Annotated in this window: 22 protein-coding genes; 19 read left to right on the top strand and 3 right to left on the bottom strand. The window is 69.1% G+C overall.

Annotated features, from left to right (window positions below; translation table 11 throughout):
• Positions 1 to 102: 102 nt before the first annotated feature.
• Positions 103 to 1539, top strand: coding sequence for an NHL repeat-containing protein (locus tag BMW54_RS01680; protein ID WP_090052431.1), 1437 nt, complete (start codon positions 103 to 105; stop codon positions 1537 to 1539).
• A gap of 300 nt (positions 1540 to 1839) precedes the next feature.
• Positions 1840 to 2106: a cold-shock protein gene (locus BMW54_RS01675; RefSeq protein WP_090052429.1), complete on the top strand. Its 267-nt coding sequence runs from the start codon at positions 1840 to 1842 to the stop codon at positions 2104 to 2106.
• Between the two features lie 51 nt (positions 2107 to 2157).
• Here the strand turns inward: BMW54_RS01675 and BMW54_RS19100 are convergent, their stop codons facing one another.
• Positions 2158 to 2286, bottom strand: a complete 129-nt coding sequence (locus tag BMW54_RS19100; protein WP_255364475.1) for a hypothetical protein — start codon at positions 2284 to 2286, stop codon at positions 2158 to 2160.
• Positions 2287 to 2706: 420 nt separating this feature from the next.
• Here BMW54_RS19100 and BMW54_RS01670 point away from each other — a divergent pair, with 420 nt between their 5' ends.
• From BMW54_RS01670 to BMW54_RS01595, 16 genes are all read left to right on the top strand, one after another.
• A complete protein-coding gene (locus tag BMW54_RS01670; RefSeq protein ID WP_090052427.1) occupies positions 2707 to 2976 on the top strand; it encodes an acyl carrier protein in 270 nt (89 codons plus the stop codon).
• An 8-nt stretch (positions 2977 to 2984) separates the two neighbouring features.
• Positions 2985 to 3773, top strand: a complete 789-nt coding sequence (locus tag BMW54_RS01665; protein WP_090052424.1) for a glycosyltransferase family 2 protein — start codon at positions 2985 to 2987, stop codon at positions 3771 to 3773.
• 10 nt (positions 3774 to 3783) lie between these two features.
• Positions 3784 to 5046, top strand: coding sequence for a beta-ketoacyl-ACP synthase (locus tag BMW54_RS01660; RefSeq protein ID WP_090052422.1), 1263 nt, complete (start codon positions 3784 to 3786; stop codon positions 5044 to 5046).
• Positions 5046 to 6272, top strand: a complete 1227-nt coding sequence (locus tag BMW54_RS01655; RefSeq protein WP_090052420.1) for a beta-ketoacyl-[acyl-carrier-protein] synthase family protein — start codon at positions 5046 to 5048, stop codon at positions 6270 to 6272. The genes BMW54_RS01660 and BMW54_RS01655 overlap by 1 nt, the downstream gene beginning before the upstream one ends.
• Positions 6269 to 6994 (top strand): beta-ketoacyl synthase chain length factor, encoded by a 726-nt coding sequence (locus BMW54_RS01650; RefSeq protein WP_090052418.1) that lies wholly within the window; start codon positions 6269 to 6271, stop codon positions 6992 to 6994. The genes BMW54_RS01655 and BMW54_RS01650 overlap by 4 nt, the downstream gene beginning before the upstream one ends.
• A complete protein-coding gene (locus tag BMW54_RS01645; protein ID WP_090052416.1) occupies positions 6970 to 7755 on the top strand; it encodes a lysophospholipid acyltransferase family protein in 786 nt (261 codons plus the stop codon). Before BMW54_RS01650 ends, BMW54_RS01645 begins: the two co-directional genes overlap by 25 nt.
• A complete protein-coding gene (locus BMW54_RS01640; RefSeq protein WP_090052414.1) occupies positions 7752 to 8021 on the top strand; it encodes a phosphopantetheine-binding protein in 270 nt (89 codons plus the stop codon). The genes BMW54_RS01645 and BMW54_RS01640 overlap by 4 nt, the downstream gene beginning before the upstream one ends.
• The gene (locus tag BMW54_RS18945; protein ID WP_254779001.1) at positions 8009 to 9181 is read left to right on the top strand and encodes an ApeI family dehydratase; all 1173 of its coding nucleotides are present in this window, start codon (positions 8009 to 8011) and stop codon (positions 9179 to 9181) included. The genes BMW54_RS01640 and BMW54_RS18945 overlap by 13 nt, the downstream gene beginning before the upstream one ends.
• The gene (locus tag BMW54_RS01630; protein WP_090052413.1) at positions 9165 to 10124 is read left to right on the top strand and encodes an LpxL/LpxP family acyltransferase; all 960 of its coding nucleotides are present in this window, start codon (positions 9165 to 9167) and stop codon (positions 10122 to 10124) included. Before BMW54_RS18945 ends, BMW54_RS01630 begins: the two co-directional genes overlap by 17 nt.
• Positions 10114 to 10575, top strand: a complete 462-nt coding sequence (locus BMW54_RS01625) for an acyl-CoA thioesterase (RefSeq protein ID WP_090052411.1) — start codon at positions 10114 to 10116, stop codon at positions 10573 to 10575. The genes BMW54_RS01630 and BMW54_RS01625 overlap by 11 nt, the downstream gene beginning before the upstream one ends.
• The gene (locus BMW54_RS01620; protein ID WP_090052409.1) at positions 10572 to 11294 is read left to right on the top strand and encodes a class I SAM-dependent methyltransferase; all 723 of its coding nucleotides are present in this window, start codon (positions 10572 to 10574) and stop codon (positions 11292 to 11294) included. The genes BMW54_RS01625 and BMW54_RS01620 overlap by 4 nt, the downstream gene beginning before the upstream one ends.
• Positions 11291 to 12472: a beta-ketoacyl-ACP synthase gene (locus tag BMW54_RS01615; protein ID WP_090052407.1), complete on the top strand. Its 1182-nt coding sequence runs from the start codon at positions 11291 to 11293 to the stop codon at positions 12470 to 12472. The genes BMW54_RS01620 and BMW54_RS01615 overlap by 4 nt, the downstream gene beginning before the upstream one ends.
• Complete coding sequence (locus tag BMW54_RS01610) at positions 12469 to 12942, top strand: hotdog family protein (protein WP_090052405.1); 474 nt, start codon at positions 12469 to 12471, stop codon at positions 12940 to 12942. The genes BMW54_RS01615 and BMW54_RS01610 overlap by 4 nt, the downstream gene beginning before the upstream one ends.
• Entirely contained in the window at positions 12939 to 13667 is a 729-nt protein-coding gene (gene fabG / locus BMW54_RS01605; RefSeq protein WP_090052403.1) for a 3-oxoacyl-ACP reductase FabG, read from the top strand. The genes BMW54_RS01610 and fabG overlap by 4 nt, the downstream gene beginning before the upstream one ends.
• Positions 13668 to 13766: 99 nt before the next feature.
• The gene (yccS, locus tag BMW54_RS01600) at positions 13767 to 15857 is read left to right on the top strand and encodes a YccS family putative transporter (protein WP_090052401.1); all 2091 of its coding nucleotides are present in this window, start codon (positions 13767 to 13769) and stop codon (positions 15855 to 15857) included.
• An 80-nt stretch (positions 15858 to 15937) separates the two neighbouring features.
• A complete protein-coding gene (locus BMW54_RS01595) occupies positions 15938 to 17095 on the top strand; it encodes an isovaleryl-CoA dehydrogenase (RefSeq protein ID WP_090052399.1) in 1158 nt (385 codons plus the stop codon).
• A 69-nt stretch (positions 17096 to 17164) separates the two neighbouring features.
• On the opposite strand, the gene BMW54_RS01590 is transcribed toward BMW54_RS01595, so the two are convergent.
• Together BMW54_RS01590 and BMW54_RS01585 are read right to left on the bottom strand one after the other, a co-directional pair.
• Positions 17165 to 20017 (bottom strand): S8 family serine peptidase, encoded by a 2853-nt coding sequence (locus BMW54_RS01590; RefSeq protein WP_175472732.1) that lies wholly within the window; start codon positions 20015 to 20017, stop codon positions 17165 to 17167.
• 173 nt (positions 20018 to 20190) lie between these two features.
• Entirely contained in the window at positions 20191 to 22947 is a 2757-nt protein-coding gene (locus BMW54_RS01585; RefSeq protein WP_139206008.1) for an autotransporter domain-containing protein, read from the bottom strand.
• Between the two features lie 243 nt (positions 22948 to 23190).
• On the opposite strand from BMW54_RS01585, the gene BMW54_RS01580 reads away from it, so the two are divergent.
• The gene (locus tag BMW54_RS01580; RefSeq protein WP_090052392.1) at positions 23191 to 24366 is read left to right on the top strand and encodes a thiolase family protein; all 1176 of its coding nucleotides are present in this window, start codon (positions 23191 to 23193) and stop codon (positions 24364 to 24366) included.
• The last annotated feature ends 15 nt before the right edge of the window (positions 24367 to 24381 follow it).

Genomic DNA, 24381 nt, shown 5'->3' with positions numbered 1-24381 from the left:
CGAGGCTTGAAGAACGACGCGTGACACGCACACCCCGTGTGAAGTCGAGCCGAGCCGACGAAGGAGCTCGTTGGCCGCCACACGCAGATCAGGGAAGAAACAGTGATTCGCAAACATACGCACGACGGGGATCATCACCGCGCCGAGCCGCTGAAGGCGTCGAAAATCGACGGGACCTTCGGGAACGAGGGCGTGCTGCTCGCGCAGGGCGATCGCGCATGGGCTGCGAACGCCTCCCCGCCTGCCGTTGGCCCCGACGGTAGCCTCTACATCGGCTATTGGGCTGCACGTAGGCAGGCGGACGCACCGGTCCGATGGGCCATCTTCAAATCCAAGCCCGGCGGCACCCCGGATACGGCGTTCGGTCCATCCGGCAATGGCTTCGGCTTCGGGCCGGCAACGGATCCGCGCGAGCCTACGCGCATCTGCGTGTTACCCGAAGGCCGGATACTGATCGCGCTCCATCTAAAGCCCGAAGGCGAGGACATCAATCTTGCGAGTCTTTCGACGATGTCACCGGACGGCGCCTTCGATACGGCCTTTGGCGAGCGAGGCATCCTCGTCCCGAAACTCGGCGACGGTTTCGCGCCGATTCACGGGATCGATCTTTTCATGCGAGCGGCCGACACCATTTATGTATCGGGCCGCGCCCAGAACGCTCTGCAGGAAACGCGGGGATTCGCCATACGCCTCGTACGACCTGATCCGGATACGCCCTTTCAGCAGGACTCATCGTTCAACCGCGACCTCGGATACATGCTCATGCCGTTCCATGTCGGGGACCGCCCGTACGTCGGTGAACGGATGTTCGGGCGGCCGATCGACGATGGCCGCTTTCTGCTCGCCGGAAGCACCCAGAGCCGGGCCGAAGTGCGCCGCTATGTGGCCGGCGACGACGGCGAGATGGCGTTGGACACGACGTTCGGCACGGACGGCACGTACGTGGTACCGAACGATGCCAACCCCAGCGACGCCGCGGACCTGCTGGTCGGATTCGTGGAGACGAACTCCGGCTACGTGCTCGCAGGGCGCAGAAACGCCAATCTCGGCTTCGTGGTCGGCATCACGAAGGACGGCCGTCCTGACACCACGTTCGCCAGGGGAGGAATCGCTACCACTCCGCCCTGGGTCGGCGGCTGCTTCTACATGGATGCTGCGATCGACAGAGCCGGCAGCGTTGTCGTGACGGGCGAACGGACGGAAAGCAACAAGCGCGCCGGCTTCCTTGCCGCCCGGTACCTCGTTGATGGTCAGCTCGACCATGGTTTTGGGGACCGCGGTTTCGCCTGGGACCCACTCGAATACGTCATCCGTTCCGCAGGCGTCGCCGTGCAGGAAGGCAGCCATGTGGTAATGGCAGGACTGACCGGATCCGCTGACAACTATGATCTGAAAGTCATCTTCGGCCGCTTTCGTTTCCCTCGAGCCGGTTTCACCGGACACCCGACGCCCAACGAAAGAGAACCGGTCGACCGATGGTCGCCCTGCGCCTGGCTCCGGACCCTGTGGGCGCGATGGCGGCGCGCGAAGACAGGCTAGTTGAGACGGAGGCATGGAGCTGCCGCTCATGCATCGACACCAGGGAACGGAGTACATCGAAGAATGAGCGCGCCGCCCGTCTGCATCGTCAGCGGCGAAGGCGCCGATCGTTCGACGATGCCTAAGCGAAATCGGAACGGCTCACGCGATGATGTTGATGTGTCATCGCGTTTCGCGCTGCCCCTACGACGCATGGCCGATACCCGGCGATGCGCGGAATCGGCGTGACCGACATACGCTGTCGGTGACGGCAATGTTAAGCCGTCGCAGGCTGCACCACATCAAGGAGTGGATACGGTCATGAGCATTGCAACGAAAGATAGAGCGCGCGCGGTGGGCACTTCCCTCACCGGAACGGTGAAGTGGTTCAACGAAGCGAAGGGGTTCGGCTTCATCACGGCCGATTCAAGCGACGGTTCGAAGGGGACGAAGGACGATGACCACTTCGTCCATTACTCGGAGATCAAAGGCGAGGGCTTCAAGACCCTGCAGGAAGGACAGCGAGTCAGCTTCACGTCCTGCAACGGCCCGAAGGGACTGCAAGCCTGCGCGGTCGTGCCCCGATAGCTCCCGCAGGTCGCCCACCCGTCCTCGCGGACGGGTGGAACTCGCGCCAGGTCATCGCGCAGCCGCGACCAGGTTCGCGGCCGACGGCACGGGCGCGGTCACCATCGCGCCGAACGTCAGGGCGCAGGTCAGGACGGCGACGACGAAGAAGGTCTTCAGGATGGCGGTTTCGAATTTCATGGGGATCGTCCTCGGGCAGTGGTGGGTCAGGCTCTCGCGAGGTGTGTCGCAAGAGGCGTGCCAATCGCGGAAAAGGCCCGCGGACCGCATTCCCGCGCGGTCCGGCGCGCCACGCGCTTCCGCGCGCCGGTGTCCGCGGACGTTGTGTCCGGGACGGCCGGACAGGCCCGGGCGGGACATGCGCTGAGATTTTTCGTAAGTCCGATTGTCATGGACTGCGATCTGGTACACTTTCCCGGCCTTGGCGATCTTGTAAGGCTTTGCCTGCACGACGCTTTTAGGTCAGGGGACGCCATCCGGCGGATGGCAACAACCAGAGCATTCCGATCACCTTCGTCGCCTCGGCGGTGGCGCGGAACCGTTCGCCCTCGCAGGGCACGGTACCGGCGCGACCCGGGGATGAAATGGACTTACCGAGCTATGAGCGCGATCCCAGCTGAAACCTTCACCTCCGACGATGTCCTCGCGCGCCTGCGGTCCGTCCTGCACGAGACGTTCGAGATCGACCCGGCCCGGGTGACGCCCGATGCCAACCTGTTCACCGATCTGGAACTCGACAGCATCGATGCCATCGATCTGGCGATCCAGGTGCAGGACATGACCGGCACGCGCATCAAGCCGGAGGACTTCAAGAGCGTCCGGACGGTCGGCGACGTCGTCGCGACCGTGCAGGCGCTCGTCGCGCGCTGAACGATCCGATGCCGGGCAGCAGCGGACCGCGCGATACTGCGGCGCGAACCTTCGCGCCCTGCGCGGTCGTTCCGATCTACAACCATGGCGGCACCATCGCGGCGACCGCGAACGCGCTCGCCGCGCACGGCCTTCCGGTCATCATCGTCGACGACGGTTCCGACGCGGCGACGCGCGACATCCTCGACGCGCTGGTCGCCGGACGCGCCGACCTGCGCCTGATCCGGCTGCCTCGCAATGGCGGCAAGGGCGCCGCCCTCACGGCCGGCTTCCTCGCCGCGCACGACGCCGGACACTCGCACGTGCTGCAGATCGACGCGGACGGGCAGCACGACACGGCGGACGTGCCGCGCTTCCTCGCCGAAGCCAGAAACGCGCCCGACGCCATGATCTGCGGTCGCCCGGTGTACGACGATTCGGTGCCGAAGGCACGCCTGTACGGCCGCTACCTCACGCACGCGTGCGTGTGGCTCGAGACGCTGTCGTTCGCCATCGACGATTCGATGTGCGGGTACCGGCTCTATCCGCTGGCCGCCACCCGCGCCGAGATCGCGCGCAAACCCCTCCCCGCCCGCATGGATTTCGACACCGAGATCGCCGTACGACTGCACTGGCGGGGCGTGCCGGTGCGTAACGTCGCGACGCGCGTCACCTATCCGGAAGGTGGGCTTTCGCATTTCCGCATGTGGCGCGACAACGTCCGCATCACCGCCATGCACACCCGCCTGATCCTCGGCATGCTCCCGCGCGCGCCTCGCCTGCTCGCGCGCAGGCTCGGCCGTGCCGGCCAACGATGAACGTCAGCACATGAACGCACCGCAGCACCCTACCCCGGGCCGCGCGCCGAAGCGCGTCGTCGTCACCGGCATCGGTGGCATCACGGCCCTCGGCAACGACTGGCCGACGATCGAGGCGCGCCTGCGCCAGTTCCGCAACGCCGTGCGCCGCATGGGCGAGTGGGACTACTTCGACAAGCTCAACGGTCGCCTCGGCGCGCCGGTCGACACTTTCACGCAACCGGCGCACTGGTCCCGCAAGCACGTCCGTTCGATGGGACGCGTCGCCCAGCTCGCCGTCGCGGCGAGCGAACGCGCGCTCGACGACGCCGGCCTCCTCGGCGACGAACGCATCGCCGACGGACGGATGGGCGTCGCGTACGGCTCATCGGGCGGCAGCATCGAACCCGCGCGCACGGTCGGCCGCATGCTCGAGACGGGCTCGATGCAGGGCGTCACGGCCACGAGCTACATCCAGATGATGGCGCACACGACGGCCGTGAACGTCGGCGTGTTCTTCGGATTGAAGGGCCGTGTCGTCACCACGTCCAGCGCGTGCACGTCCGGCAGCCAGGCGATCGGTTACGGCTACGAGGCGATCCAGCAGGGCAAGCAGCTCCTGATGCTCTGCGGTGGCGCCGAGGAACTCTCCGGTCCCGGCGCGGCCGTGTTCGATACCCTCTTCGCCACGAGCACGCGCAACGACGAACCCGCGCTGACGCCGCGTCCGTTCGATGCGCGTCGCGACGGCCTGGTCGTCGGCGAAGGCGCCACGACGCTCGTGCTCGAGGAATACGAGCACGCGATGGCCCGCGGTGCGCGCATCTATGCCGAGGTCGTCGGCTTCGGCACCAATTCCGACGGCGCGCACATCACCCAGCCGACGCGCGAGACCATGGCCGCCGCGATGCGCATGGCGCTCGACGACGCGGGCCTCGCCGCCGCGGACATCGGCTACGTCAGCGCGCACGGCACGGCCACCGATCGCGGCGATGTCGCGGAGAGCCACGCGACCGCCGACGTGCTCGGCGGCGGTGTGCCGATCAGCTCGATGAAGAGCTACGTGGGCCACACGCTAGGCGCCTGCGGCGCGCTGGAAGCGTGGTGGGCCATCGAGATGATGCGCGGCGGGTGGTTCGCGCCGACGATCAACCTCGACACACCCGATCCGGAATGCGCGGCGCTGGACTACGTCACCGGCGAAGGACGCGACATCCGCACCGATCACGTGATGAACAACAACTTCGCGTTCGGCGGCATCAACACGTCGCTGATCTTCCGGGCGCACCGCTGATGCGGCGAGTGGTCGTCACCGGCATGGGCGCGGTGTCCTGCCTCGGCGCAGGTCGCGCCGCCCTCTTCGACGGCCTGCGCGCCGGTCGCGCGGGTTTTCGCGCGATGCCCGACTTCGCCGCGCTCGGCATGCGCTGCCAGGTCGCGGCGCCGGCCGACCTTTCGGCGCTGGAACCTCCGCCGCGCAAGCTGCGCCGCTATCTGCCGCAGGCCGCCGAGCACGCGTGGCACGCCACGCGCGAAGCGCTCGGCGAAGCCGGCCTCGACGCGTCGCGCGTGCGCGAACGCGACGTCGGCATCATCATGGGGGGCGCCGCGGCGCTCAGCGAATACGAGGCCGGCCTCGACGTCTTCCATGCGAAGGGCATCTCGCGCCTGTCGCCCTTCATCGTGCCGCGAAGCATGGGCAGCGCGGTCTCGGCCACGCTGACGCAGGCGTTCGGCTTCGGCGGTCGCGGTTTCACGGTGGGCTCGGCGTGCACCAGCGCCACGCACGCGATCGGCCAGGCCATGGAGCTCATCCAGCTCGGCCGGCAGGAGATCGTGATCTGCGGCGGCGCGGAGGAGCTGCACGACAAGGCCGCCATGTGCTTCGACGTGATGAACGCGCTGTCGACCGCGAGCGTGGCCGGCGAGCGTGTGTCCACGCCGTACGCCGCGCATCGCGACGGCATCCTGCTCGGCGGCGGCGCGGGCGTGCTGGTGCTGGAATCGCTGGATTCGGCGCTCGCGCGAGGCGCGACGATCCTCGCCGAGATGGCCGGGTACGGCGCCGCATCCGATCCCGACGGCATGATCAGCCCCGCCGCCGACGGCATGGCCGAAGCCATGCATCAGGCGATCGATCTGGCGGGGACCTTGCCCGGCTACGTCAATACCCACGCCTGCGCCACGGTGGCGGGCGACCTCGCCGAATGGCAGGCGCTGCGCCGCGTCTTCGGCGATCGCGGGCATCCCGTGCCGCCGATGTCCTCGATCAAAGGCCTCATCGGCCACGCGCCCGCGGCCGCGGGCGCCCTCGACGCCATCGCGGCCATCGGCATGATGGAGAACGACATCCTGCTGGGCCCGGCCTCCACGGGCGAGCGCGACCCGGCGTTCGTCGATGCGCCGCTGGTCGAGGGCGAACTCGCGGCGCCCGTGGACAGCGTGCTCTCCAACACCTTCGGCTTCGGCGGCAGCTGCGCCGCCTTGATGATCCGCCGCTACCACGGGGCCGGCGCATGATCGCGCTGCAAGTCGACGCGTGGCGTGCCTGGGCCCCGGGAATCGACGATGCGGCCGGCTGGGCGGCATGGGCCGCGGCGCCGCGCGCGATCGTCGACAATGGCGAGCAACCGGCCTGCGACTTCGTGCCACCGATGCAGCGGCGACGCCTCAGCCGGCTGGCGCGCATCGTCATGCACGCCGCGTGGCCCCTGTGCGGCGACGACGAGCAGCTGCCGTTCGTCTTCGCCTCGCGGCATGGCGAGACGACGCGCACGTTCGCGATGCTCGAGGAGATCGGCCGCGAGGCACCGCTGTCGCCCACGCAGTTCGGACTGTCGGTGCACAACGCGATCGCCGGCCAGTGGTCGATCCTGCGCGGCCAGCGTGGCGAATCCGTCGCGCTGGCCGGCGAAGCGGACACGTTCGAGCACGCGATCGTCGAGGCGGCCGCCCTGCTCGACGACGGTGCCCCGGCCGTGATCGCCGTCGTCGCCGAAGAGGTGCCTGCCGCCGCTTACGACGGATGGATCGACGACGTGCCGTTCTCGTATACGCTGGCACTGCGCCTCTCGCACGCGGCGGATGGACAGGGCTGGCATCTCTCGCTCGACGCGAACGAGGGCGCGGCACCCGTCCGGGACTTCCCGCATGCGCTGCGTTTCGTGCGCGCCCTGCACGATCGTGCCACCCTCGATCACCCGTGGAAGACGCGACGATGGACCTGGCAGCCGACAGCGTGACCCGCCGCGACGCCTGGGCCTGGCGCTTCGTCGGCACCGCGCTCAGTTTCGCCCTGTTCGGCATCGGGGGCCTGTTGCTGCGCGTGCTGATCCTCCCCGCGGTGCTGCACTGGCCCGGACCGCCCGCCCTGCGCCGCCGCCGCGCGCGACGCACCGTCGGACGCGCCTTCTGGCTGCACTCGCAGTTCATGTATCGGATGGGCGTACTCGATTACCGCTTCGACGGCCTCGACCGGCTCGGCCGGCCGGGTCAGCTGATCGTCGCCAACCATCCCTCGCTGATCGACGTGGTCTTCCTGCTCGGGCACGTGCCCGACGCGAACTGCGTCGTGAAGCACAGCCTCTGGCGGAATCCCTTCATGCGCGGCCCGGTCCGCGTCGCGCAATACATCAGCAACGACGGCAGCGCCGACATGCTCGACCGCGCGGCGGACGTGCTGCGCGAGGGCCAGACGTTGATCGTCTTCCCCGAAGGCACGCGCACCACGCCCGGCGAGCCGCCGGTGTTCCATCGCGGCGCGGCCGCGATCGCGGTGCGGGGTGCCCGGGTGGTGACGCCGGTGTACATCACCGTGCGCCCGACGACGTTGACCAAGGCGGAACCGTGGTACCGCGTGCCGCACCGTCGCGTGCGCATGGAGCTGCGTGTGGGCGACGATATCCCCGTCGCGAGCTTCAGCGACGGCGTTCCCGCGCCGATAGCCTCGCGCCGCCTCAACGAACACCTCCACGCCCTTTACGCCAGGGAACTGAAGGCATGAACGAACTGGAACGCGACATCGCCCGGCTGATCGTCGAGACGCTCGCGCTCGACCACCTCCGCCCGGAAGACATCGCGGCCGAACAGCCGCTGTTCGGCCAGGGTCTCGGCCTCGACTCGGTCGACGCGCTCGAACTGGCGCTCGCCCTGCAGAACCGTTACGGCCTGCGCATCGCGGCGGATTCGCGCGATGCGCGCGCGCATTTCGAAACCGTGCGCAGCCTCGCCCTCTACGTGCAAGCGAGCGGTAGCCCATGCGCCGGTTGAGCAACCTCGTCCTCGTGGTGATCGGGATCCTCTACCCGTTCATCGTCTATTTCGGCATGGACCACGTGTCGACCCCGCTCTTCGGCCTCATCCTCGGTGCCCTGTGGCTGGTTCGGGCGCCTGCCCTGCTGCGCCAGCCCGGCGGGCGCTGGATGCTCGGCATCACGCTCGTGTACTGCGCCGTGCTCGGCTTCGGCGGCGAAGACCACCTGCTGCGCTGGTATCCCAGCCTGATCTGCGCCCTGCTCCTCGCGGCGTTCGGCCTCAGCCTGAAGTTCGGCCCGCCGATGATCGAGCGGATCGCGCGCGTGACGGAGCCCGACCTTCCGCCCGTCGCCGTGCGCTACACGCGACGCGTCACCTGGGTGTGGGTGGCCTTCTTCGCGCTCAACGGCACGGCGTCCGGCGTCCTCGCCGCATGGGGTCCGTTGTCGTGGTGGACGTTCTACAACGGCATCCTGGCCTATTCCGTCATGGGCGCGCTGTTCGTCGGCGAATGGATCCTGCGCCAGCGGCTGCGTCGCCGCATCAACAAGGCACCGATGGACGGCGCGGCGCTCAGGCTGCGGACGCATCCCTGGGTCGCCGACGCCGCTGGCGGCTACGCGGGCAAGCTCGGCCCCGGCATGGTCGTGGCGCTGTCCCCTTCGGGACGTCTTGCGCTACTGCGTCATGGCCGCGCCGGACTGATCAACGAGCTCGGCCAGGAGGCCGCCGGCGACGACGCGTTGTCCACGCCGCTCGTCTGGCGCTTCGTCGACACCCTGCCGGAGCGGACGCAGGTCGACGCGACGCTCCAGGCACCGCTGCCCGCGCTGCCCGACGTGCTCGGCGAGCGACGCGACGGCGATACGTGGCTGGTCGACCTGGCGCTGCCGCTCGACCTGGCCTGCTTCGCGGAGCATTTCCCCGACGCGCCGGTCCTTCCCGGCGTCCTCCAGGTGGAATGGGCACTGGCCATGGCGGCGCCGCGCCTCGGTACGCCTGCCGCATGCCGTGCGATCGACGCGCTGAAGTTCCAGCGCCTGCTGCGCCCGGGCGACCGCGTGCAGCTCGCGCTGCGCCACGATGTCGCGCGCGGCCGCGTGCAGTTCAGCTGGCGCGTCGGCGACGACGCCGTGTCGTCCGGATTCCTGCACGTCGATGGCGCCCATGCTTAAGGCGGCGACGTCGCACTGGGCCGCGCAGAAGGAGCGGGGCAGCTTCGTCGGCATGAAGCTCACGGCGATCGCGGTGAAGCTGCTCGGCCGCCGCGTGGTCACGCCGGTGATCCACCTGATCGTGCTCTACTTCTTCGCCACCGGACGGCAGGCGCGGCACAACGTCCGTCACTACCAGCGACGCCTGGCCGCGTGGAGCGGCCGCACGGACCTCTTTCCCCGCTCGCGCGCCGTCTTCGCGCAATACGTCGCCTTCGGCGAGTGCATGCTGGACCGCTTCGACGTGTGGCGCGGCAGGCTGAAGCTCTCGTCGATCGACATGGACGATCCGGACGGCGTGCGCGACGCGCTGCTTTCGGGCGCTCGCGGCCAGCTGCTCGTCTGCACGCACCTGGGCAATCTCGATGTCTGCCGCGCGATGGCGGAGGTCGGCGAAGGCGTGGCGCTGAACGTGCTGATGCACCTGCCGAAGACCGCCCACTTCAATCGGCTGCTCGGCGAATCGGGCGACCGGCGACTGCGCCTCATGCACGTCGGCGACCTCGACACCGCGGCGATGCTCGACCTCGCCCAGCGCGTGGATCGCGGCGAATGGATCGCCATCGCGGGCGACCGCGTGCCGGAGCACGGGGGCCGCGCCATCGACGTCGACTTCCTCGGGGCCGCGGCTGCCTTTCCGCAAGGCCCGTGGCTGATGGCAGCGATGCTGCGTTGCCCCGTGAACGTCGTCTGCTGCCTGAAGCACGACGGCCGATATCGCATCCACCTGCGCCGTTTCGACGACGCGGCGACATGGGAGCGGGGACGGCGCGACGCCTTCATCGCCGCGTCCATCTCACGCTATGCGGCGTGGCTCGCGCAGCACTGCCTCGCGGCACCGTTGCAATGGTTCAACTTCCACCCGTACTGGCAAGGTACGAACGGAGCTTCCGATGCGCGCTAAGGGTGTGCACGCCACGCGGGTCGACATCACGGTCCCGTTCTTCGACGTGGATTCCATGGACGTCGTCTGGCACGGCCATTACGTGAAGTACCTCGAGATCGCGCGCTGCGCGCTGCTCGACGAGCTCGGCCACAACTACACGCGGATGAAGGACACCGGTTACGTCTGGCCGATCATCGACATCCAGCTGCGCTATGCGCGCGCCGCCCGTTTCGGCCAGGTGCTGGCCGTGCGCGCGGAACTGGTCGAGTGGGAGAATCGCCTGAAGATCCACTACACCGTCAGCGATGCCGCCAGCGGTGAACGGCTGACCCGCGCCAGCACCATCCAGGTCGCCGTCCGCGTCGCCGACGGCGAGATGCAGCTAGTCTCGCCCGGCGTGTTCATCGCCGACATCGAACGCGGCCTGGCGCGGCACGACGCCCGCCGCAGCAACGGAACGCCCCCATGAAGTACGCCAGCGCCACCTACGTCGAAGAAACCCGGATCGGGTTCGTCTTCCTGCGCACGCATACGTGGCAGCACCACGTGCTGCGCGTCGCCATCGACGACCTGAAACGCCTGATCGGCGAGCCGCTGCCACGGGGCGGCACGTTGCTGGACGTCGGCTGCGGTCAGGGCCGCTCCTTCCGCCTGCTGAGCGACGCATTCGCGCCGCAGCGGCTCATCGGGCTCGACGCGGACCCGCACAGCATCGCGATGTCGCACGCCGAAGCGCGGCGCGAGGGCATCGAGGCGACGCTCCTGCTTGGCGACTGCGCCAGCATCGACCTGCCCGACGCATCGGTCGACGTCCTGTTCTGCCACCAGACCTTCCACCATCTCGTGGAACAGGAGCGCGCGCTCGATGAGTTCTGGCGAGTGCTCAGGCCCGGCGGCCTGCTGCTCTTCGCCGAATCGACCAGGGCGTACATCGACACGTGGGTGATCCGCTGGTTCTTCCGCCATCCGATGCACGTGCAGAAGAGCGCCGACGAATACCTCGCGATGCTGCGCGGCCGCGGCTTCGCTTTCGACGACGCCCACGTATCGCTGCCCTACCTCTGGTGGAGCCGCTCGAAGGATTTCGGCCTCCTGGAACGCTGGGGCATCAAGGCGCCGCCACCGCCGGGCAAGCGCGACGAAACGCTGGTCAACGTGGCCGCGCGAAAGCCTCGCGTCGACGCATGAGGACGTACCTGAACGCCCTCGGCGTGGCCTGCTCGCTCGGCGTCGGCAAGGCGGCGGTCGCCGAAGCGCTGTTCGCGGCGGCGGCGCACGGCCTGCGACCGCGCGACGGCTGGGTGCCGTCGCGCGCACTGCCGGTGGGAGCCGTGGATGCGGACCTCCCGCCGATGCCGGCCGGCCTTGAGCACCGGGACACCCGGAACAACCGGCTGCTCCTGCTCGCCGCGCAAGAGATCGAATCCGACGTGCGGGCAGCGATCGCGCGCTTCGGCGCTACCCGCGTGGGCATCGTCGTCGGCACCAGCACCACCGGCATCGAGGAAGCCACGCGCGGCATCGCCACGCGCGGCGTCACCAGCACGTGGCCGGACGGCTATCGCTATGCCGACCAGGAGCTCGGTGCCCCGGCCGCCTTCCTCGCCGAGTGGCTCGGCGCCTCCGGTCCCGCGTACGGCATCTCCACGGCATGCACCTCGGGCGCACGCGCGCTGCTCAGCGCGCGTCGCCTGCTGCGCATGGGCCTATGCGACGCCGTGATCTGCGGCGGCGCCGACACGCTGTGCCGCCTCGCCACCCACGGCTTCCACGCCCTCGAAGCGACGGCGGCAGAGCGCTGCGCGCCGTTCTCGCGCTCGCGGCGCGGCATCAACATCGGCGAGGCCGCCGCGCTGTTCCTGATGACGCGGGAGGATGCGCCGATCGCGTTCCTCGGCGGCGGCGCGAGCTCGGACGCGTACCATATGTCGTCCCCCCACCCGGACGGCGACGGCGCCACCGACGCGATGCGTCGCGCGCTCGACGCCGCGGGCATCGCCGCATCGAGCATCGATTACGTGAACCTCCACGGTACCGCCACCGAGCACAACGACGCGATGGAAAGCCGCGCCATGGCTGCCGTCTTCGGCGCCTCGGCGGTCGCCTGCTCGTCGACCAAGGCGCTCACCGGCCATACGCTCGGCGCCGCCGGTGCCCTGGAAGCGGCATTCTGCTGGCTCGCGCTCGGCGACGCGCGGCGCCGCCTGCCGCCGCATGCATGGGATGGCGACGCCGATGCCACCCTTCCGTCTCTCGCCTTCACGCGGGTGGGCGACGCGCTGCCGGCGGGCCGGCGCCACCTCATGAGCAATTCGTTCGCGTTCGGCGGCAACAACGCGAGCGTGATCCTGGCGGGTGGCGCATGACGACCTGGTCGATCGACGAACTCCTGCCGCACGCCGGCCGGATGATCCTGCTCGACCGCGTGGTCGCCTGGGACGCCGAGCGCATCGTCTGCGAACGCGTGGTGCGGGCCGGCGACGCCTTCGTCGACGCGCACGGTTTCCCGGCCTGGGCCGGCGTGGAGCTCATGGCGCAGGCCATCGCCGCGTGGAACGGCTGCCAGGTGCTCGCCGCGGGTGGCGCCGTGCGCCCGGGTTTCCTTCTCGGCACGCGCGCCTACCGCGCCGACACGGACACGTTCCCCACCGGCACGAAACTCACCGTCGAAGCCGTGCGCCAGTTCCACGACGACGACGGGATGGGCGCGTTCGCCTGTCGCATCGACGCGCCGGGCATGCACGCCGAGGCGCGCCTCACCGTTTTCAGTCCGCCGGATCCCACGCCATTCCTCGATCCGCGCAACCCACTCGATTCCCGGGGTACCCCACCATGACCGACACCGTCCTCGTCACCGGCTCCAGTCGTGGCATCGGCCGCGCGATCGCGCTGAACCTCGCCGACGCCGGCTACGACCTCGTGCTGCACTGCCGTTCGCGGCGCGAGGAGGCGGAGGCCGTGCAACAGGCGATCAAGGCAAAAGGCCGCGCCGCGCGCGTCCTCCAGTTCGACATCTCCGACCGCGCGGCATGCGCCCAGGCCCTCGAGGCCGATGTCGCCGCGCACGGCGCGTACTACGGCGTGGTCTGCAACGCCGGCCTCACGCGCGATGGCGCGTTCCCCGGCCTCACGTCCGAGGACTGGGACCAGGTGCTGCGCACGAATCTCGACGGCTTCTACAACGTGCTGCATCCGCTGGCGATGCCGATGATCCGTCGCCGCGCCGCGGGGCGCATCGTCTGCATCACGTCGGTGTCGGGACTGATCGGCAATCGTGGGCAGGTCAATTACAGCGCCTCGAAGGCCGGCGTGATCGGCGCCGCCAAGGCGCTGGCCGTCGAACTGGCCAAGCGCCGGATCACCGTGAACTGCGTCGCGCCCGGGCTGATCGATACCGACATGCTCGATCCCGACGTCCCGGTGGAGCAGATCCTGAAAGCCATCCCGATGGAGCGCACCGGCACGCCGGAGGAGGTCGCCGCGGCCGTCCGCTTCCTGATGAGCCCGGAAGCGGGTTACATCACGCGGCAGGTGCTCGCCGTGAACGGCGGACTCTGCTGACGGATCGTCATGACCCGCGCGGGGACCCGCTACCGAAGGGTGGGAGCCGATCGTATCGGCGATGCATCCGACGCGGCGTTCGTCGCCTAAGCTAGGGCCATGCGCTCCCTTCGCTCCCTCGCCGAATCCGACCGCTTCGCCGACGTCGTCCGCGTCGCCCTCGCGCTGACGGGCATCGTGGTCTGGTGCGCCACACGCGGACCGGCGACGGCGATCGTTCCCGCGCTGCTCGGCGCCATCGCCTGCGCGCTCGCCGAAACCGACGACGCGTGGCGCGGACGCCTGCGCGGCCTCGCCGTCACGCTGCTGTGCTTCGCCGCCGCGGCCGCGCTGGTCGAAGCCACCATCGCGACACCGCTGCTCTTCGCGCTGGTGCTCGGCCTCGGCACGTTCCTTCTCGTGATGCTCGGGGCCGCGAGCGGGCGCTACGCCACCATCGCGACCGCCACCCTGATCCTCTCGGTCTACGCGATGATCGCGTCCGACGCCGCGGGGGACGGGCGCGAGGTACTCGCCATCCTCGCCGGTGCGGCCTGGTATGGACTGCTCTCGCTGCTGTGGAGCGTCATGGCGCCGCACCGTGCCGTGCGCCACGCGCTCGCCCGGCTGTTCGGCTCGCTGGCGAACCTGATGGAGGCGCGCGCCGCGCTCTTCGAACCCGTGCACGGCCTCGATCGGCATGGCCTCGCGGTGACGTTCGCGCGCCGCAACCGCGAGACGGTCGACGCGCTGGCGGCGGCGCGCGGCGCGCTGGTCGACCGCATCGGACGCCGCCAGCCGCGTGGGCGCGCCGCGGCCCGGCTGGCCATGTTCTTCGTCGCCCAGGACATCCACGAGCGGATCAGTTCGTCGCACTACCCCTACGACGAACTCGCGGCGGCGCTCTACCACAGCGACGTCATGTTCCGGTTCGGACGGCTGCTGCGCCTGCAGGCCATCGCCTGCCGCGACCGCGCGGATGCGATCCGCCGCGGCGCCCCGATCGCTTCCATCGCCCTGCCCGACTCCGCGCTCGCCGACGTACGCGATGCGATCGCCTGGCACCGTGCACACGCACGCGACGACCGTGCCGTCGACGACGCCCTTTCCGCGCTGCTCACGAACATGGAGCGACTGCAGGCCGAGCTCGGCAACGACGGCAGCCTGCGCGCGGACGCGGACAACGCGTTGCACGACGGCGAACCCGCCTCGCCACGCGAAGCGCTCGCGCGCATCCGCGTCCGCCTCAACCGGCGCTCGATGCATTTCCGCCATGCCGTCCGCCTCACGACGGGCATGCTCGGCGGTTACGCGCTGGTGCAGGCGCTGCATCCCGGCCATGGATTCTGGGTGCTGCTGACCACGCTCTTCGTCTGCCAGCCCAGCTACGGCGCCACGCGCCGGCGCACCCTCCAGCGCATCGCGGGAACGACGATCGGCCTCGTCGTCGGCTGGGCACTCCTGCGCCTGCTGCCGGGCGGGGAGTGGCGGCTGCCGGTCATCGTCGCCGCCGGCGCGGCGTTCTTCGCGTTCCGGTTGCGCCGCTATACCGCGGCGACAGCGGTGATCACGCTGTTCGTCCTGCTCTGCTTCGATCTCGTCGGCGCGGGTTACGCGGCCATCGGCCCGCGCCTGCTGGACACGCTCCTCGGGGCGCTCGTCGCCGTCGCGGTCCTCCACTACGTGCTGCCCGACTGGCGCGTCCGCCGGCTCGACGACATCGTCGCCGACGCACTACTGGCGTACGCGCGTTACCTGCAGGCCATCGCGACGCAGTACGTGGACGGCCGCGCGGACGACCTGCCCTACCGCGTCGCGCGGCGCGACGCCCATGCCGCGCAGGCAGCCGTGGCGGGCAACGTCGCGGAACTGCTCGCCGAACCGGGCCATCCGCGCGAGCGGGGCGAGCGGGGGTTGCGGCTCGTGGCCGAGCTCCAGGCCGGGCTCTCGCACCTGTCGACGCTCGGCGCGCACCGGCAGGCGCTGCCCGCGGCGGACGCCGCGACGGCCACGGCGCTCGCCGCCGCGATCGCCCATGGCTTCGATGCGCTGGCGGAACACGTGCGGGCGGGCACGTCCGAGGCTCCGATGGATGGCGCCAGCGTCGCCGATGAGGGTGCCGACGCTCCCGACGCGCTGCGACTGTTCACCGCCCAGTGCCGCCTGCTGACCCAGGTACACGACCGGATCGCCGCCCTCCCGCCCGTCTGATGCTGCGACGCGCCGTGGCTTGACGGCCGCCCCACGCTACGATGGGTAGCTTTTTCCACGCTTACCCCGGAGTTGCATCCATGCGTCCGTTCTCCCTCGGTGAAGACCTCGACCTCCTGCGCGAAAGCGTGCACGCCTTCGCGGAGAAGGAGATCGCGCCGCGCGCCGATCGCATCGACCGCGAGAACGTGTTCCCGGAAGACCTCTGGCGCAAGTTCGGCGACATGGGCCTTCTTGGCGTGACCATTCCCGAAGAGTTCGGCGGTTCCGGTCTCGGCTTCCTGGCCCACATGATCGCGATGGAGGAGATCTCGCGCGCGTCCGCGTCCGTGGGTCTTTCCTATGGCGCGCACTCGAATCTGTGCGTGCAGAACATCTACCACAACGGCAACGACGCGCAGCGGCGCAAATACCTGCCGAAACTCGCCAGCGGCGAGTGGGTGGGCGCGCTGGCGATGAGCGAACCGGGCGCCGGATCGGACGTGGTCGGCTCGATGAGCTGCCACGCGGAACTCGTCGGCGACGTCTGGGTGGCGAACGGCAGCAAGATGTGGATCACGAACGGCCCCGACGCCGACGTGCTGCTCGTGTACATGCGCACGGCGCCGCGTCCCGCGGGCAGCCGCTGCATGACGGCCTTCATCGTCGAGAAAGGCATGAAGGGCTTCTCCACCGCCCAGAAGCTCGACAAGCTCGGCATGCGCGGTTCGAACACCTGCGAACTCGTGTTCGACAACTGCGAGATTCCCGCCGAGAACATCGTCGGGGAGGTCAACGAGGGCGTGCGCGTGCTGATGGGCGGCCTCGACACCGAGCGCCTCGTGCTCTCCGGTGGCCCGATCGGCATCATGCAGTCGGCCATGGATCTGGTGCTGCCTTACGTGCGCGAGCGCAAGCAGTTCAACGCGCCGATCGGCACGTTCGGCATGATGCAGGCGAAGGTCGCGGACATGTATACCGCGCTGCAATCGTCGCGTGGCTTCGCCTACATGGTGGCGCAGCAGTTCGACAATGGCGTGAAGTCGCGCATCGATCCCGCCGCCTGCCTCCTCAACGCGTCGACCAACGCGGTGCAGGTCGCGCTCGAGGCCATCCAGGCGCTCGGCGGCAACGGCTACATCAATGAATTCCCGGCCGGCCGGCTGCTTCGCGACGCGAAGCTCTACGAGATCGGCGCCGGCACCAACGAGATCCGCCGCATGCTGATCGGCCGCGAGTTGTTCCACGGCAAGTCCTGAAGCGACCGATGCGATAACCGATGTCCTGTGGGAAGCCCGCTAGCGGGCTTCCCACAACCGATTTTCGACTTACCACTTCATCCGGAAGGTCGCGCTCGCCGAGCGCGCGTGATCGCGATCCGCGAAGCGCTGGTCCACGTCGAACCCGATCTGCGTCCGGTCGCTCACGTCCCATCCGAGCGTCATGCCCGCCGTGCCGGCGCGACGCGACAGACCGATGCCGTCCACCGGCGCCCACTGGGCGATGCCGGTGTAACGCGCGGAGAACACTTCGCCCTTCGTGGCGAACGCGTTCTGCCAGCCGAGTTTCGCATCGAGGTGCAGCTTGCCCATCGACGTGAACCACGAGGCACCGGCGCGCAGGCCGAAGCCGGCCTGCCAACGCGAGGTCGTCTGCCCGTTCGCGCTGAGGCCGAATCCCTGGCCGCCCGTTTCCTCGAAGGCATCGCGGCGGATGCTGGCGTACTGCACGTTGGCGAACGGCGTCAGCGAGAACGCGCCTGCATCCGTACGATAACCGACCTCGCCGTAAGCGACGTTGTAGTGCCCGGTGTTGTCGCCGCCGGCGAACGCGGCCTGGTCGCCGAAGCGCAGCAGGCGTTGCGTGTTCCCGCGGAAGTTGCCGAAGCCGAGCCGGCCGACGCCGTACCAGTTGGCGCCACGCGAGCCGGCGTAGAGCATGCTTTCGGTCGAACGGTTGCGCTGGCGATCGAAGTTGCCCGACAGCTGCCCGTTGCTCTGCATCTGCGCGAACGCGACGCCCGCGAAGCCGTTGCTGCCGATGCGGATGTCGTTACCCGCCAGGCCACCGTTGAGCTGGAAGCCGACGTTGCCGAAGCCTGAGCGGCTGAGGCCGCCTTGGCCGTCCAACGACTGCATCCACGCGCCGCCCGCACCCTGGCTGTCCAGGTGGCTCATCAGCGCGTCGTTACCGGCCTCGATGCCGGCGAGGGTCACCGCCGTGCTCGCGGCGTAGAGCTGGCCCGAGAGCGATTCGAGCGAGGCGCGCGCCGTCGCCGTGTCGCGCGACTGCTGGATGCCGCCGGCCGCCACGAGCGTGCCCTGCGCCACCGCGCCCGCCGCGGAAGGCGACGTGAGCACCTGGTCGAGCTTTTCGAACGCGCCATCGAGACGCTTCGCCGACGAAACCGCCGCGGCCGAATCGGCCATGGTCGTCGTCGCGACGTTGATGACCTTGATCTGCGACGTGTCGACCCAGACTTCGCTCGCGCCGTACTGCAGCGTCGTCGCCAGGAAGATGTTCGGCTCCGTGGTGAAGCTGGTGAAGCTGCCGTGCACCGCGCTCGCCGTCAGCACCTGCTGGTGCATCGTCGGCACGTAGCCGTCCGTCACCCCGGCGACGTGGAACTCGCCCGCGAGCGTCGCGATACCGTGCACGACGAGTGGCGCGCCGAGTGTCTGCACCAGCGTGCCGGTGCTGGTCTGGGTGAAATCGCCGTCGATGCGCGCGCCCGCCGCGGTCGTCTGCACGCGGCCGCTGTTGGACACGGTGCCACCGATGTTGCGGCGCGCGATCAGCGAGCCACCTTGTTTCACCGTGGCGCTACCCGGGAAATCCCAGAGCGCGTCGAGCGTCGCGTCCGCGTTGATCGTCGACGTGCCCGTGAACGTGTTGTTGTTGCTGGCGAGCACCAGCTTGCCGGTTTTCGCACCGTTGCCGGCGCTGTTTCCGTTGACGAGGAATCCGCCCGCGCCAGCGATGTCGTTGTAGAACGTGACGTCGTTCTCGCCGAGATCGATGGCCATCTGGCCCCAGTCGAGACGGCCAGGGCCACGGATGGCCTTGCCCACGTTGAGCCGGCCGTAGCCGAAGACGGGATCGACGCCCGGATCGCCGAGGTCGTCCGCCGTACCAAGGAGGATCTCGCGAACCGTCGACATGGAGAACGTGGGGAATACGCCCTTGACCACGGCGGCCGCGCCGGACACCTGCGGCGCGGCGAACGACGTGCCCGAGGCGGTCACGTAGGCCGGCTTATCCGCCGTCGAATTGGCCGCGAGGGCCACGACATCGCCAGGCGCGGCGAGGCAGTAGTTCATCGCCTTGCCGCAGTGGTTCGAGTACGAAGCCAGCTGGTCGGGCTTGTTGCCATCCAGCGCCACGACCGCCAGCCACCCTTTCTCGAGCGCCGACACGCGGAACGGCAGGGCCGCGAGGTCGGAGGGGTCGGCCTTGCCCTTGTTGCCGGCGGCGAACACATAGAGCGCACCGCCCGCCGCGGCGCCATAGGCGCTGGCGAAGCTGTTCGTGGTGTCGGTGGAAGCGGCGTCCCAGTACAGCCCGTCCCACGAATTGTTGATGATCTTCGCACCCGCCGCGATCACGTCGCTGTTGATCGAGCCCAACGGGTTGGCTGAGGTGACGACATTACCGTTGCCCGAACCGTCGTCGGTCGGCGCCTTGTCGGCGATGATGCGGGCGGACACGATCTTCGCACCGGTCGCGATGCCGCCGGTGAACGTACCCGACGCCGCGCCCGCGGCGAGTTCGGCGACGACGGTGCCGTGACCCACCGCGTCCGGCACGGAAACGTTGTTCGCCACGGGATCGACGTAGGTCAGGTTCGCGGTGACGCGACCGGCGAGCGCGGGGTTGGCGCCATTCACGCCGGAATCGACGATACCGATGACGACATCGGCGCCGGTCGCGCCCGCCGCGTGCGCGGCCGCGCTGTTCGTGGCCGTGATCTGCACGTCCACCGGGAAGGCGTAGGTCGGGGCGGCCGGGGTCGACGGGGTGGTCGTGGCCGGCGGGGCGGCCGGTGTCGTCGGCGCGACGATGGCCGGGACGTTGTAGCTGTTCTTGCTACCACCACCGCCGCCACCACAGGCGGTCAGGCCCACACTCACGGCAATGGCCAGCGCGAGGTCGCGCTGACGCAGCTGAATGATCGTATTCACGTTGTCCCCTGGTCTTGACGTCAATGTCGTGCACCGCGATCCGTGGTGCCCCTGGCGCGGATAGTGCCACACTTTTTTAAGAAAAAACTCAACGATCATGTCACGTTTTCGCGGTCCTGCCGTTTTTCCTCGAAAGGCCCCTTTCAGCAGGCGGCGGCGGGCGGCAACGCCCGCTACCACGCCTTCCGATAGCTCAATCTGCCGGACCGCGACCTGTCCCGGTCAGCGAAGCGCTGATCGAGGTCCAGCGCCAGCTGGCTGCGTTCATCCATATCCCAGGCCAGGGCCATGCCAGCGGTGGTGGCGTGGCGCGACAGGCCGATGCCCTCGACCGGCGCCCATTCGGCCAGCCCCGTATAGCGCGCCGAAAACACCTCGCCACGGGTGGCGAACGCGCCCTGCCACGCGAGCTTGCCATCGAGCCGCAGGCGCCCCGCCGATGTCAGCCACGTGGCGCCTCCGCGCACACCGAATCCCGCCTGCCAGCGCGAGGTCGTCTGGCCGACGCTGCTGAGGCCGAAGCCGGCACCGCCGGACTCCTCGAACCCGGACCGGCGGATGGACGCGAACTGGACGCTGGCGAATGGCGTCACGGAGAACGCACCGGCGTGCGTGCGATAGCCGGTTTCGCCATAGACGACGTTGTAGCGTCCTGTGCCTTCGCTGCCCGCGAAGGCGGCCTGTTCGCCGAAACGGAGCAAGCGCCGCATGTCGCCCCGGAAGCTGCCGTAGCCGAATCGCCCGACACCGTACCAGCGGTCGCCTCGCGAGCCGGCATAGAACATGCCTTCCGTCGCGCGGTTGCGCTGGCGGTCCACGTTGTCCGACAGCTGGCCGCTGCTGCGCATCTGGGCGATGGCGACACCGGCGAAACCCGCCTGTCCGATGCGCGCGTCGGTGCCCACCACGCTACCGCCGAGGCTGAAGCCGACACTGCCGAATCCACCGCGGCTGAGGCTGCCCTGAGTCCCGAGCGATTGCGTCCACGCGCCCGCTGCACCTTGCGCATCGAGGTGCTCGATGAGCGCGTCGTCGCCCGCGTCGATTCCCGCCAGCGTGACCGCCGTACCGGCGGCGTAGAGCTGCCCGGAAAGCGATTCGAGCGAACGCTGCACCAGCTGCCTACTGCCCGACTGCTGGACGTTACCCGCCGCGACCAGCATCGAGAGGTTCTGCATCGACGGTTCGATGGTCCCGTCCGCGAGCCCGCGGTCGATCCGTGCGAACGCGCCGTCGAGCCGGCGCGCCGACGACTGCGCCGCTACCGATTGCGGCATCGTTGTGGCGGCGACGTTCGCCACGCTGAGGGTACGCGTGTCGAGCCACGCTTCCGTCGGCGTGTACTGCAGCGTCGCCGAGAGCAGCACACCAGTACCCAGCGTCATGGTCTGGAACGCACCGTCGATGGCACCGGCCTGCACCACGGTCTGGTGCGAGGTGGGCACGTAGCCGGGCACCGCTCCGGCGATGGTGAGATCGCCGGTGAGGTGCGCGGTGCCGGCGACGATCAGGGGTGCGCCGAGCTTCACGGTGAGTTTCCCGAAGTCAGGCGTCGGCCAGAAATCCTTGCCGACGCGGACCGCGGTGTCGCCCGTCACCAGCTCCCGATCGATGAATAGGTTCCCTCCGATGTCGCCGTGCGTAACCACTCGCCCCCCGGCATAAAGGTCGGCGGGAAAACCGTGGAGACTTTCGACGTTCCCGTAGACGCTGGTCCGGCCTTTATAGGTATTGGTGCCGGCGAGGATGATCGTCGTGTCGGCATCGGTCTGCAGGCGCAAGGCACCCTTGCCACCGATATCGTTGCGGAAGGTGACCGAGTGCCTGCCGGTCGCCGTCAGGTCGAGGAGCTCGTCGTCGATGCTCGCCGGTCCGCGAATGGCCCGCGCCACGTTCAGGCGACCATTGCCGAATACCGGATCGATGCCGGGCGCGCCCAGATCGTCGGCGGTAGACAGCAGCACCTGCCGCAGCGAGTCGTAATTCATCTCGGGAAACGCCTCCAGCACGAGCGCAGCGGCTGCGCCCACCTGCGCGGCGGCGATACCCGTTCCGCTACGGACTTCGTAAACGGGACGGTCTTTCGTCGACGTCGCGGCGAGCGTGATCACGCTGCCAGGCGCGGCGAGGCAATAGTTCGCGGTCGCGCCGCACTGATTCGAATCCGCCGCCAGCTTCGTCGGGTCCGTGCCGTCGAGCGCCACGACCGTCGTCCAACGCCTCCAGACACCGGTGTTCCGATAGGCCGGTAGCGTCGGAAGCGCCGCGACGTTGTTCGGATCCAGCTTTCCCGCGTCGCCCGCGGCGAACAGATATAGCGCGTTGCCACCGTAGAGCGAGGAATACCACTTTTGCGTCAGGCTCGTATCGGATGTATCCCAGTCGGCTCCGCCCCAGGAATGAACGTCGACGCGCGAATACAGGTTGCCCGACGAACCGTTCTTTACGTTCGTCAGCATCTCGGGAGTCACCGTCGACGTGGGCAGGCCGACGGGAGCCTTGTCCGGCACGATACGCGCGGAGCGGATGCGTGAGCCCGGCGCGATACCACCGCCGAAATCGCCGAGCGCGGATCCCGCGATGATCTGGGCGACCGCGGTGCCGTGGCCCGAGACGTCGCCCTTGCTCGTGTCGTTGGTCGACGAGTCCACGATCGACGTCTGATAGGCGATCTTCCCCGTGAGCGCGGGGTTGGTCGCATCGACGCCGGTGTCGTAGATCGTGACGTCGAAACCGGTACCGGTGAAGCCGGCGGCATGGGCCGCGTCGGCGTGGGTCAGCGAAAGGTGCGCGTTCAGGCGTGGATCGACGGTGGGCGTGGCCGGCGGCGTGACGGGCGGCGGCGTCGTGGGCGGAGCTACGACAACCCCGGAGCCTCCGCCTCCTTTCGTCCCACCACCACCGCCACCACCGCATGCGGTCAGTGCCATGCACACGCACACCGACAGCGCAAGCTCGCGCCTGCGCGGAAAAGCCACGCACTTCATCCGGATCCCCTTGTCGACGTCATTGTCGGGCCGGCGCCCCCGCGCGGCCTCCCCTCGCAAGATCTTGGCACAGGCGTGAGTATCCCCGCCATGCCGCGGCGCAGATTGCCCCGCCACCGGCCGGCTTGCGATACTCGAACGGTTTTCCGCCCGATCGGGCGGCCTTCCGAGCATCACGGAGTCACCATGTCCGACATCGTCATCGCGGGTGCCAAGCGCACCGCCATCGGTTCCTTCCTTGGCCAGTTCACGGGCGTCCCCACCCCCAAGCTGGGCTCCATCGCGATCAAGGCCGCGCTCGAACAGTCCGGCATCGCGCCCGCCGACGTCAGCGAAGTGATCATGGGCTGCGTGCTGCCGGCCAACCTCGGCCAGGCGCCCGCCCGCCAGGCGTCGCTCGAAGCCGGTCTGCCGACCGCCACCGGATGCACCACCATCAACAAGGTGTGCGGATCCGGCATGAAGGCCCTGATGCTCGGCCACGACCTGATCAAGGCCGGTTCGGCCAGCATCGTCGTCGCCGGCGGCATGGAGTCGATGACCAACGCGCCGCACATGGTCGCGGCGCGCACGGGCATTCGCTACGGCGACGGCCAGCTCGTCGATCACATGGCGTGGGACGGCCTCACCAATCCGTACGACGGCAAGGCCATGGGCATCTTCGGCGAGCAGTGCGCCGACAAGTACCACTTCACCCGCGAAGAACAGGACGCCTACGCGATCGCGTCGGTCGAGCGCGCGCAGGCGGCGCAGAAGGCGAACGCCTTCGCGAACGAGATCGTTCCCGTGACCGTGCAGGGCCGCAAGGGCGCGCAGGACTTCGCCGAGGACGAGCAGCCCGGCCGCTCCGACGTCGCCAAGATTCCCACGCTGCGCGCCGCCTTCCGCAAGGAAAACGGCACGATCACCGCGGCGAGCTCGTCGTCGATCTCCGATGGCGCCGCGGCGCTCGTGCTGCTTTCCGCGGACGACGCGAAGGCGCGTGGCGTCACGGCGCTCGCCCGCATCGTCGCCCACGCCACGCACTCGCAGGAGCCGGAGTGGTTCACCACCGCGCCGGTCGGCGCCATTTCGAAGGTGCTCGACAAGGCCGGCTGGAAGGCTGGCGACGTGGATCTGTTCGAGATCAACGAGGCGTTCGCCGTGGTGCCGATGGCCGTCATGCGCGAACTCGGCGTGCCGCACGACAAGGTCAACGTGCATGGCGGCGCCTGCGCGCTGGGTCATCCGATCGGCGCCAGCGGCGCCCGGATCGTGGTGACCCTTCTCAATGCGTTGACGGCACGTGGGGCAAAAAGGGGCGTCGCCGCGCTGTGCATCGGTGGCGGCGAGGCAACGGCGATCGCCATCGAACTGGTGTGAACCGGATGTCTACGA

This window comes from Luteibacter sp. 329MFSha (assembly GCF_900111665.1).
In the GTDB taxonomy this organism is placed as follows: domain Bacteria; phylum Pseudomonadota; class Gammaproteobacteria; order Xanthomonadales; family Rhodanobacteraceae; genus Luteibacter.
The sequence above is the reverse complement of the archived record's forward strand: the minus strand, read 5'-3'. Positions and strand labels throughout refer to the sequence as shown.

What these genes read in the sequence shown, in the direction of transcription:
- BMW54_RS19100 (WP_255364475.1), bottom strand. Translation starts at nt 2,286, where the DNA reads ATGAAATTCGAAACCGCCATCCTGAAGACCTTCTTCGTCGTCGCCGTC.
- BMW54_RS01610 (WP_090052405.1), top strand. Translation starts at nt 12,469, where the DNA reads ATGACGACCTGGTCGATCGACGAACTCCTGCCGCACGCCGGCCGGATG.
- BMW54_RS01665 (WP_090052424.1), top strand. Translation starts at nt 2,985, where the DNA reads ATGCCGGGCAGCAGCGGACCGCGCGATACTGCGGCGCGAACCTTCGCG.
- BMW54_RS01630 (WP_090052413.1), top strand. Translation starts at nt 9,165, where the DNA reads ATGGCGCCCATGCTTAAGGCGGCGACGTCGCACTGGGCCGCGCAGAAG.
- BMW54_RS01620 (WP_090052409.1), top strand. Translation starts at nt 10,572, where the DNA reads ATGAAGTACGCCAGCGCCACCTACGTCGAAGAAACCCGGATCGGGTTC.
- BMW54_RS01660 (WP_090052422.1), top strand. Translation starts at nt 3,784, where the DNA reads ATGAACGCACCGCAGCACCCTACCCCGGGCCGCGCGCCGAAGCGCGTC.
- BMW54_RS01655 (WP_090052420.1), top strand. Translation starts at nt 5,046, where the DNA reads ATGCGGCGAGTGGTCGTCACCGGCATGGGCGCGGTGTCCTGCCTCGGC.
- yccS (WP_090052401.1), top strand. Translation starts at nt 13,767, where the DNA reads ATGCGCTCCCTTCGCTCCCTCGCCGAATCCGACCGCTTCGCCGACGTC.
- BMW54_RS01625 (WP_090052411.1), top strand. Translation starts at nt 10,114, where the DNA reads ATGCGCGCTAAGGGTGTGCACGCCACGCGGGTCGACATCACGGTCCCG.
- BMW54_RS01585 (WP_139206008.1), bottom strand. Translation starts at nt 22,947, where the DNA reads ATGGCACTGACCGCATGCGGTGGTGGCGGTGGTGGTGGGACGAAAGGA.
- BMW54_RS18945 (WP_254779001.1), top strand. Translation starts at nt 8,009, where the DNA reads ATGCGCCGGTTGAGCAACCTCGTCCTCGTGGTGATCGGGATCCTCTAC.
- fabG (WP_090052403.1), top strand. Translation starts at nt 12,939, where the DNA reads ATGACCGACACCGTCCTCGTCACCGGCTCCAGTCGTGGCATCGGCCGC.
- BMW54_RS01615 (WP_090052407.1), top strand. Translation starts at nt 11,291, where the DNA reads ATGAGGACGTACCTGAACGCCCTCGGCGTGGCCTGCTCGCTCGGCGTC.
- BMW54_RS01650 (WP_090052418.1), top strand. Translation starts at nt 6,269, where the DNA reads ATGATCGCGCTGCAAGTCGACGCGTGGCGTGCCTGGGCCCCGGGAATC.
- BMW54_RS01675 (WP_090052429.1), top strand. Translation starts at nt 1,840, where the DNA reads ATGAGCATTGCAACGAAAGATAGAGCGCGCGCGGTGGGCACTTCCCTC.
- BMW54_RS01670 (WP_090052427.1), top strand. Translation starts at nt 2,707, where the DNA reads ATGAGCGCGATCCCAGCTGAAACCTTCACCTCCGACGATGTCCTCGCG.
- BMW54_RS01595 (WP_090052399.1), top strand. Translation starts at nt 15,938, where the DNA reads ATGCGTCCGTTCTCCCTCGGTGAAGACCTCGACCTCCTGCGCGAAAGC.
- BMW54_RS01640 (WP_090052414.1), top strand. Translation starts at nt 7,752, where the DNA reads ATGAACGAACTGGAACGCGACATCGCCCGGCTGATCGTCGAGACGCTC.
- BMW54_RS01580 (WP_090052392.1), top strand. Translation starts at nt 23,191, where the DNA reads ATGTCCGACATCGTCATCGCGGGTGCCAAGCGCACCGCCATCGGTTCC.
- BMW54_RS01645 (WP_090052416.1), top strand. Translation starts at nt 6,970, where the DNA reads ATGGACCTGGCAGCCGACAGCGTGACCCGCCGCGACGCCTGGGCCTGG.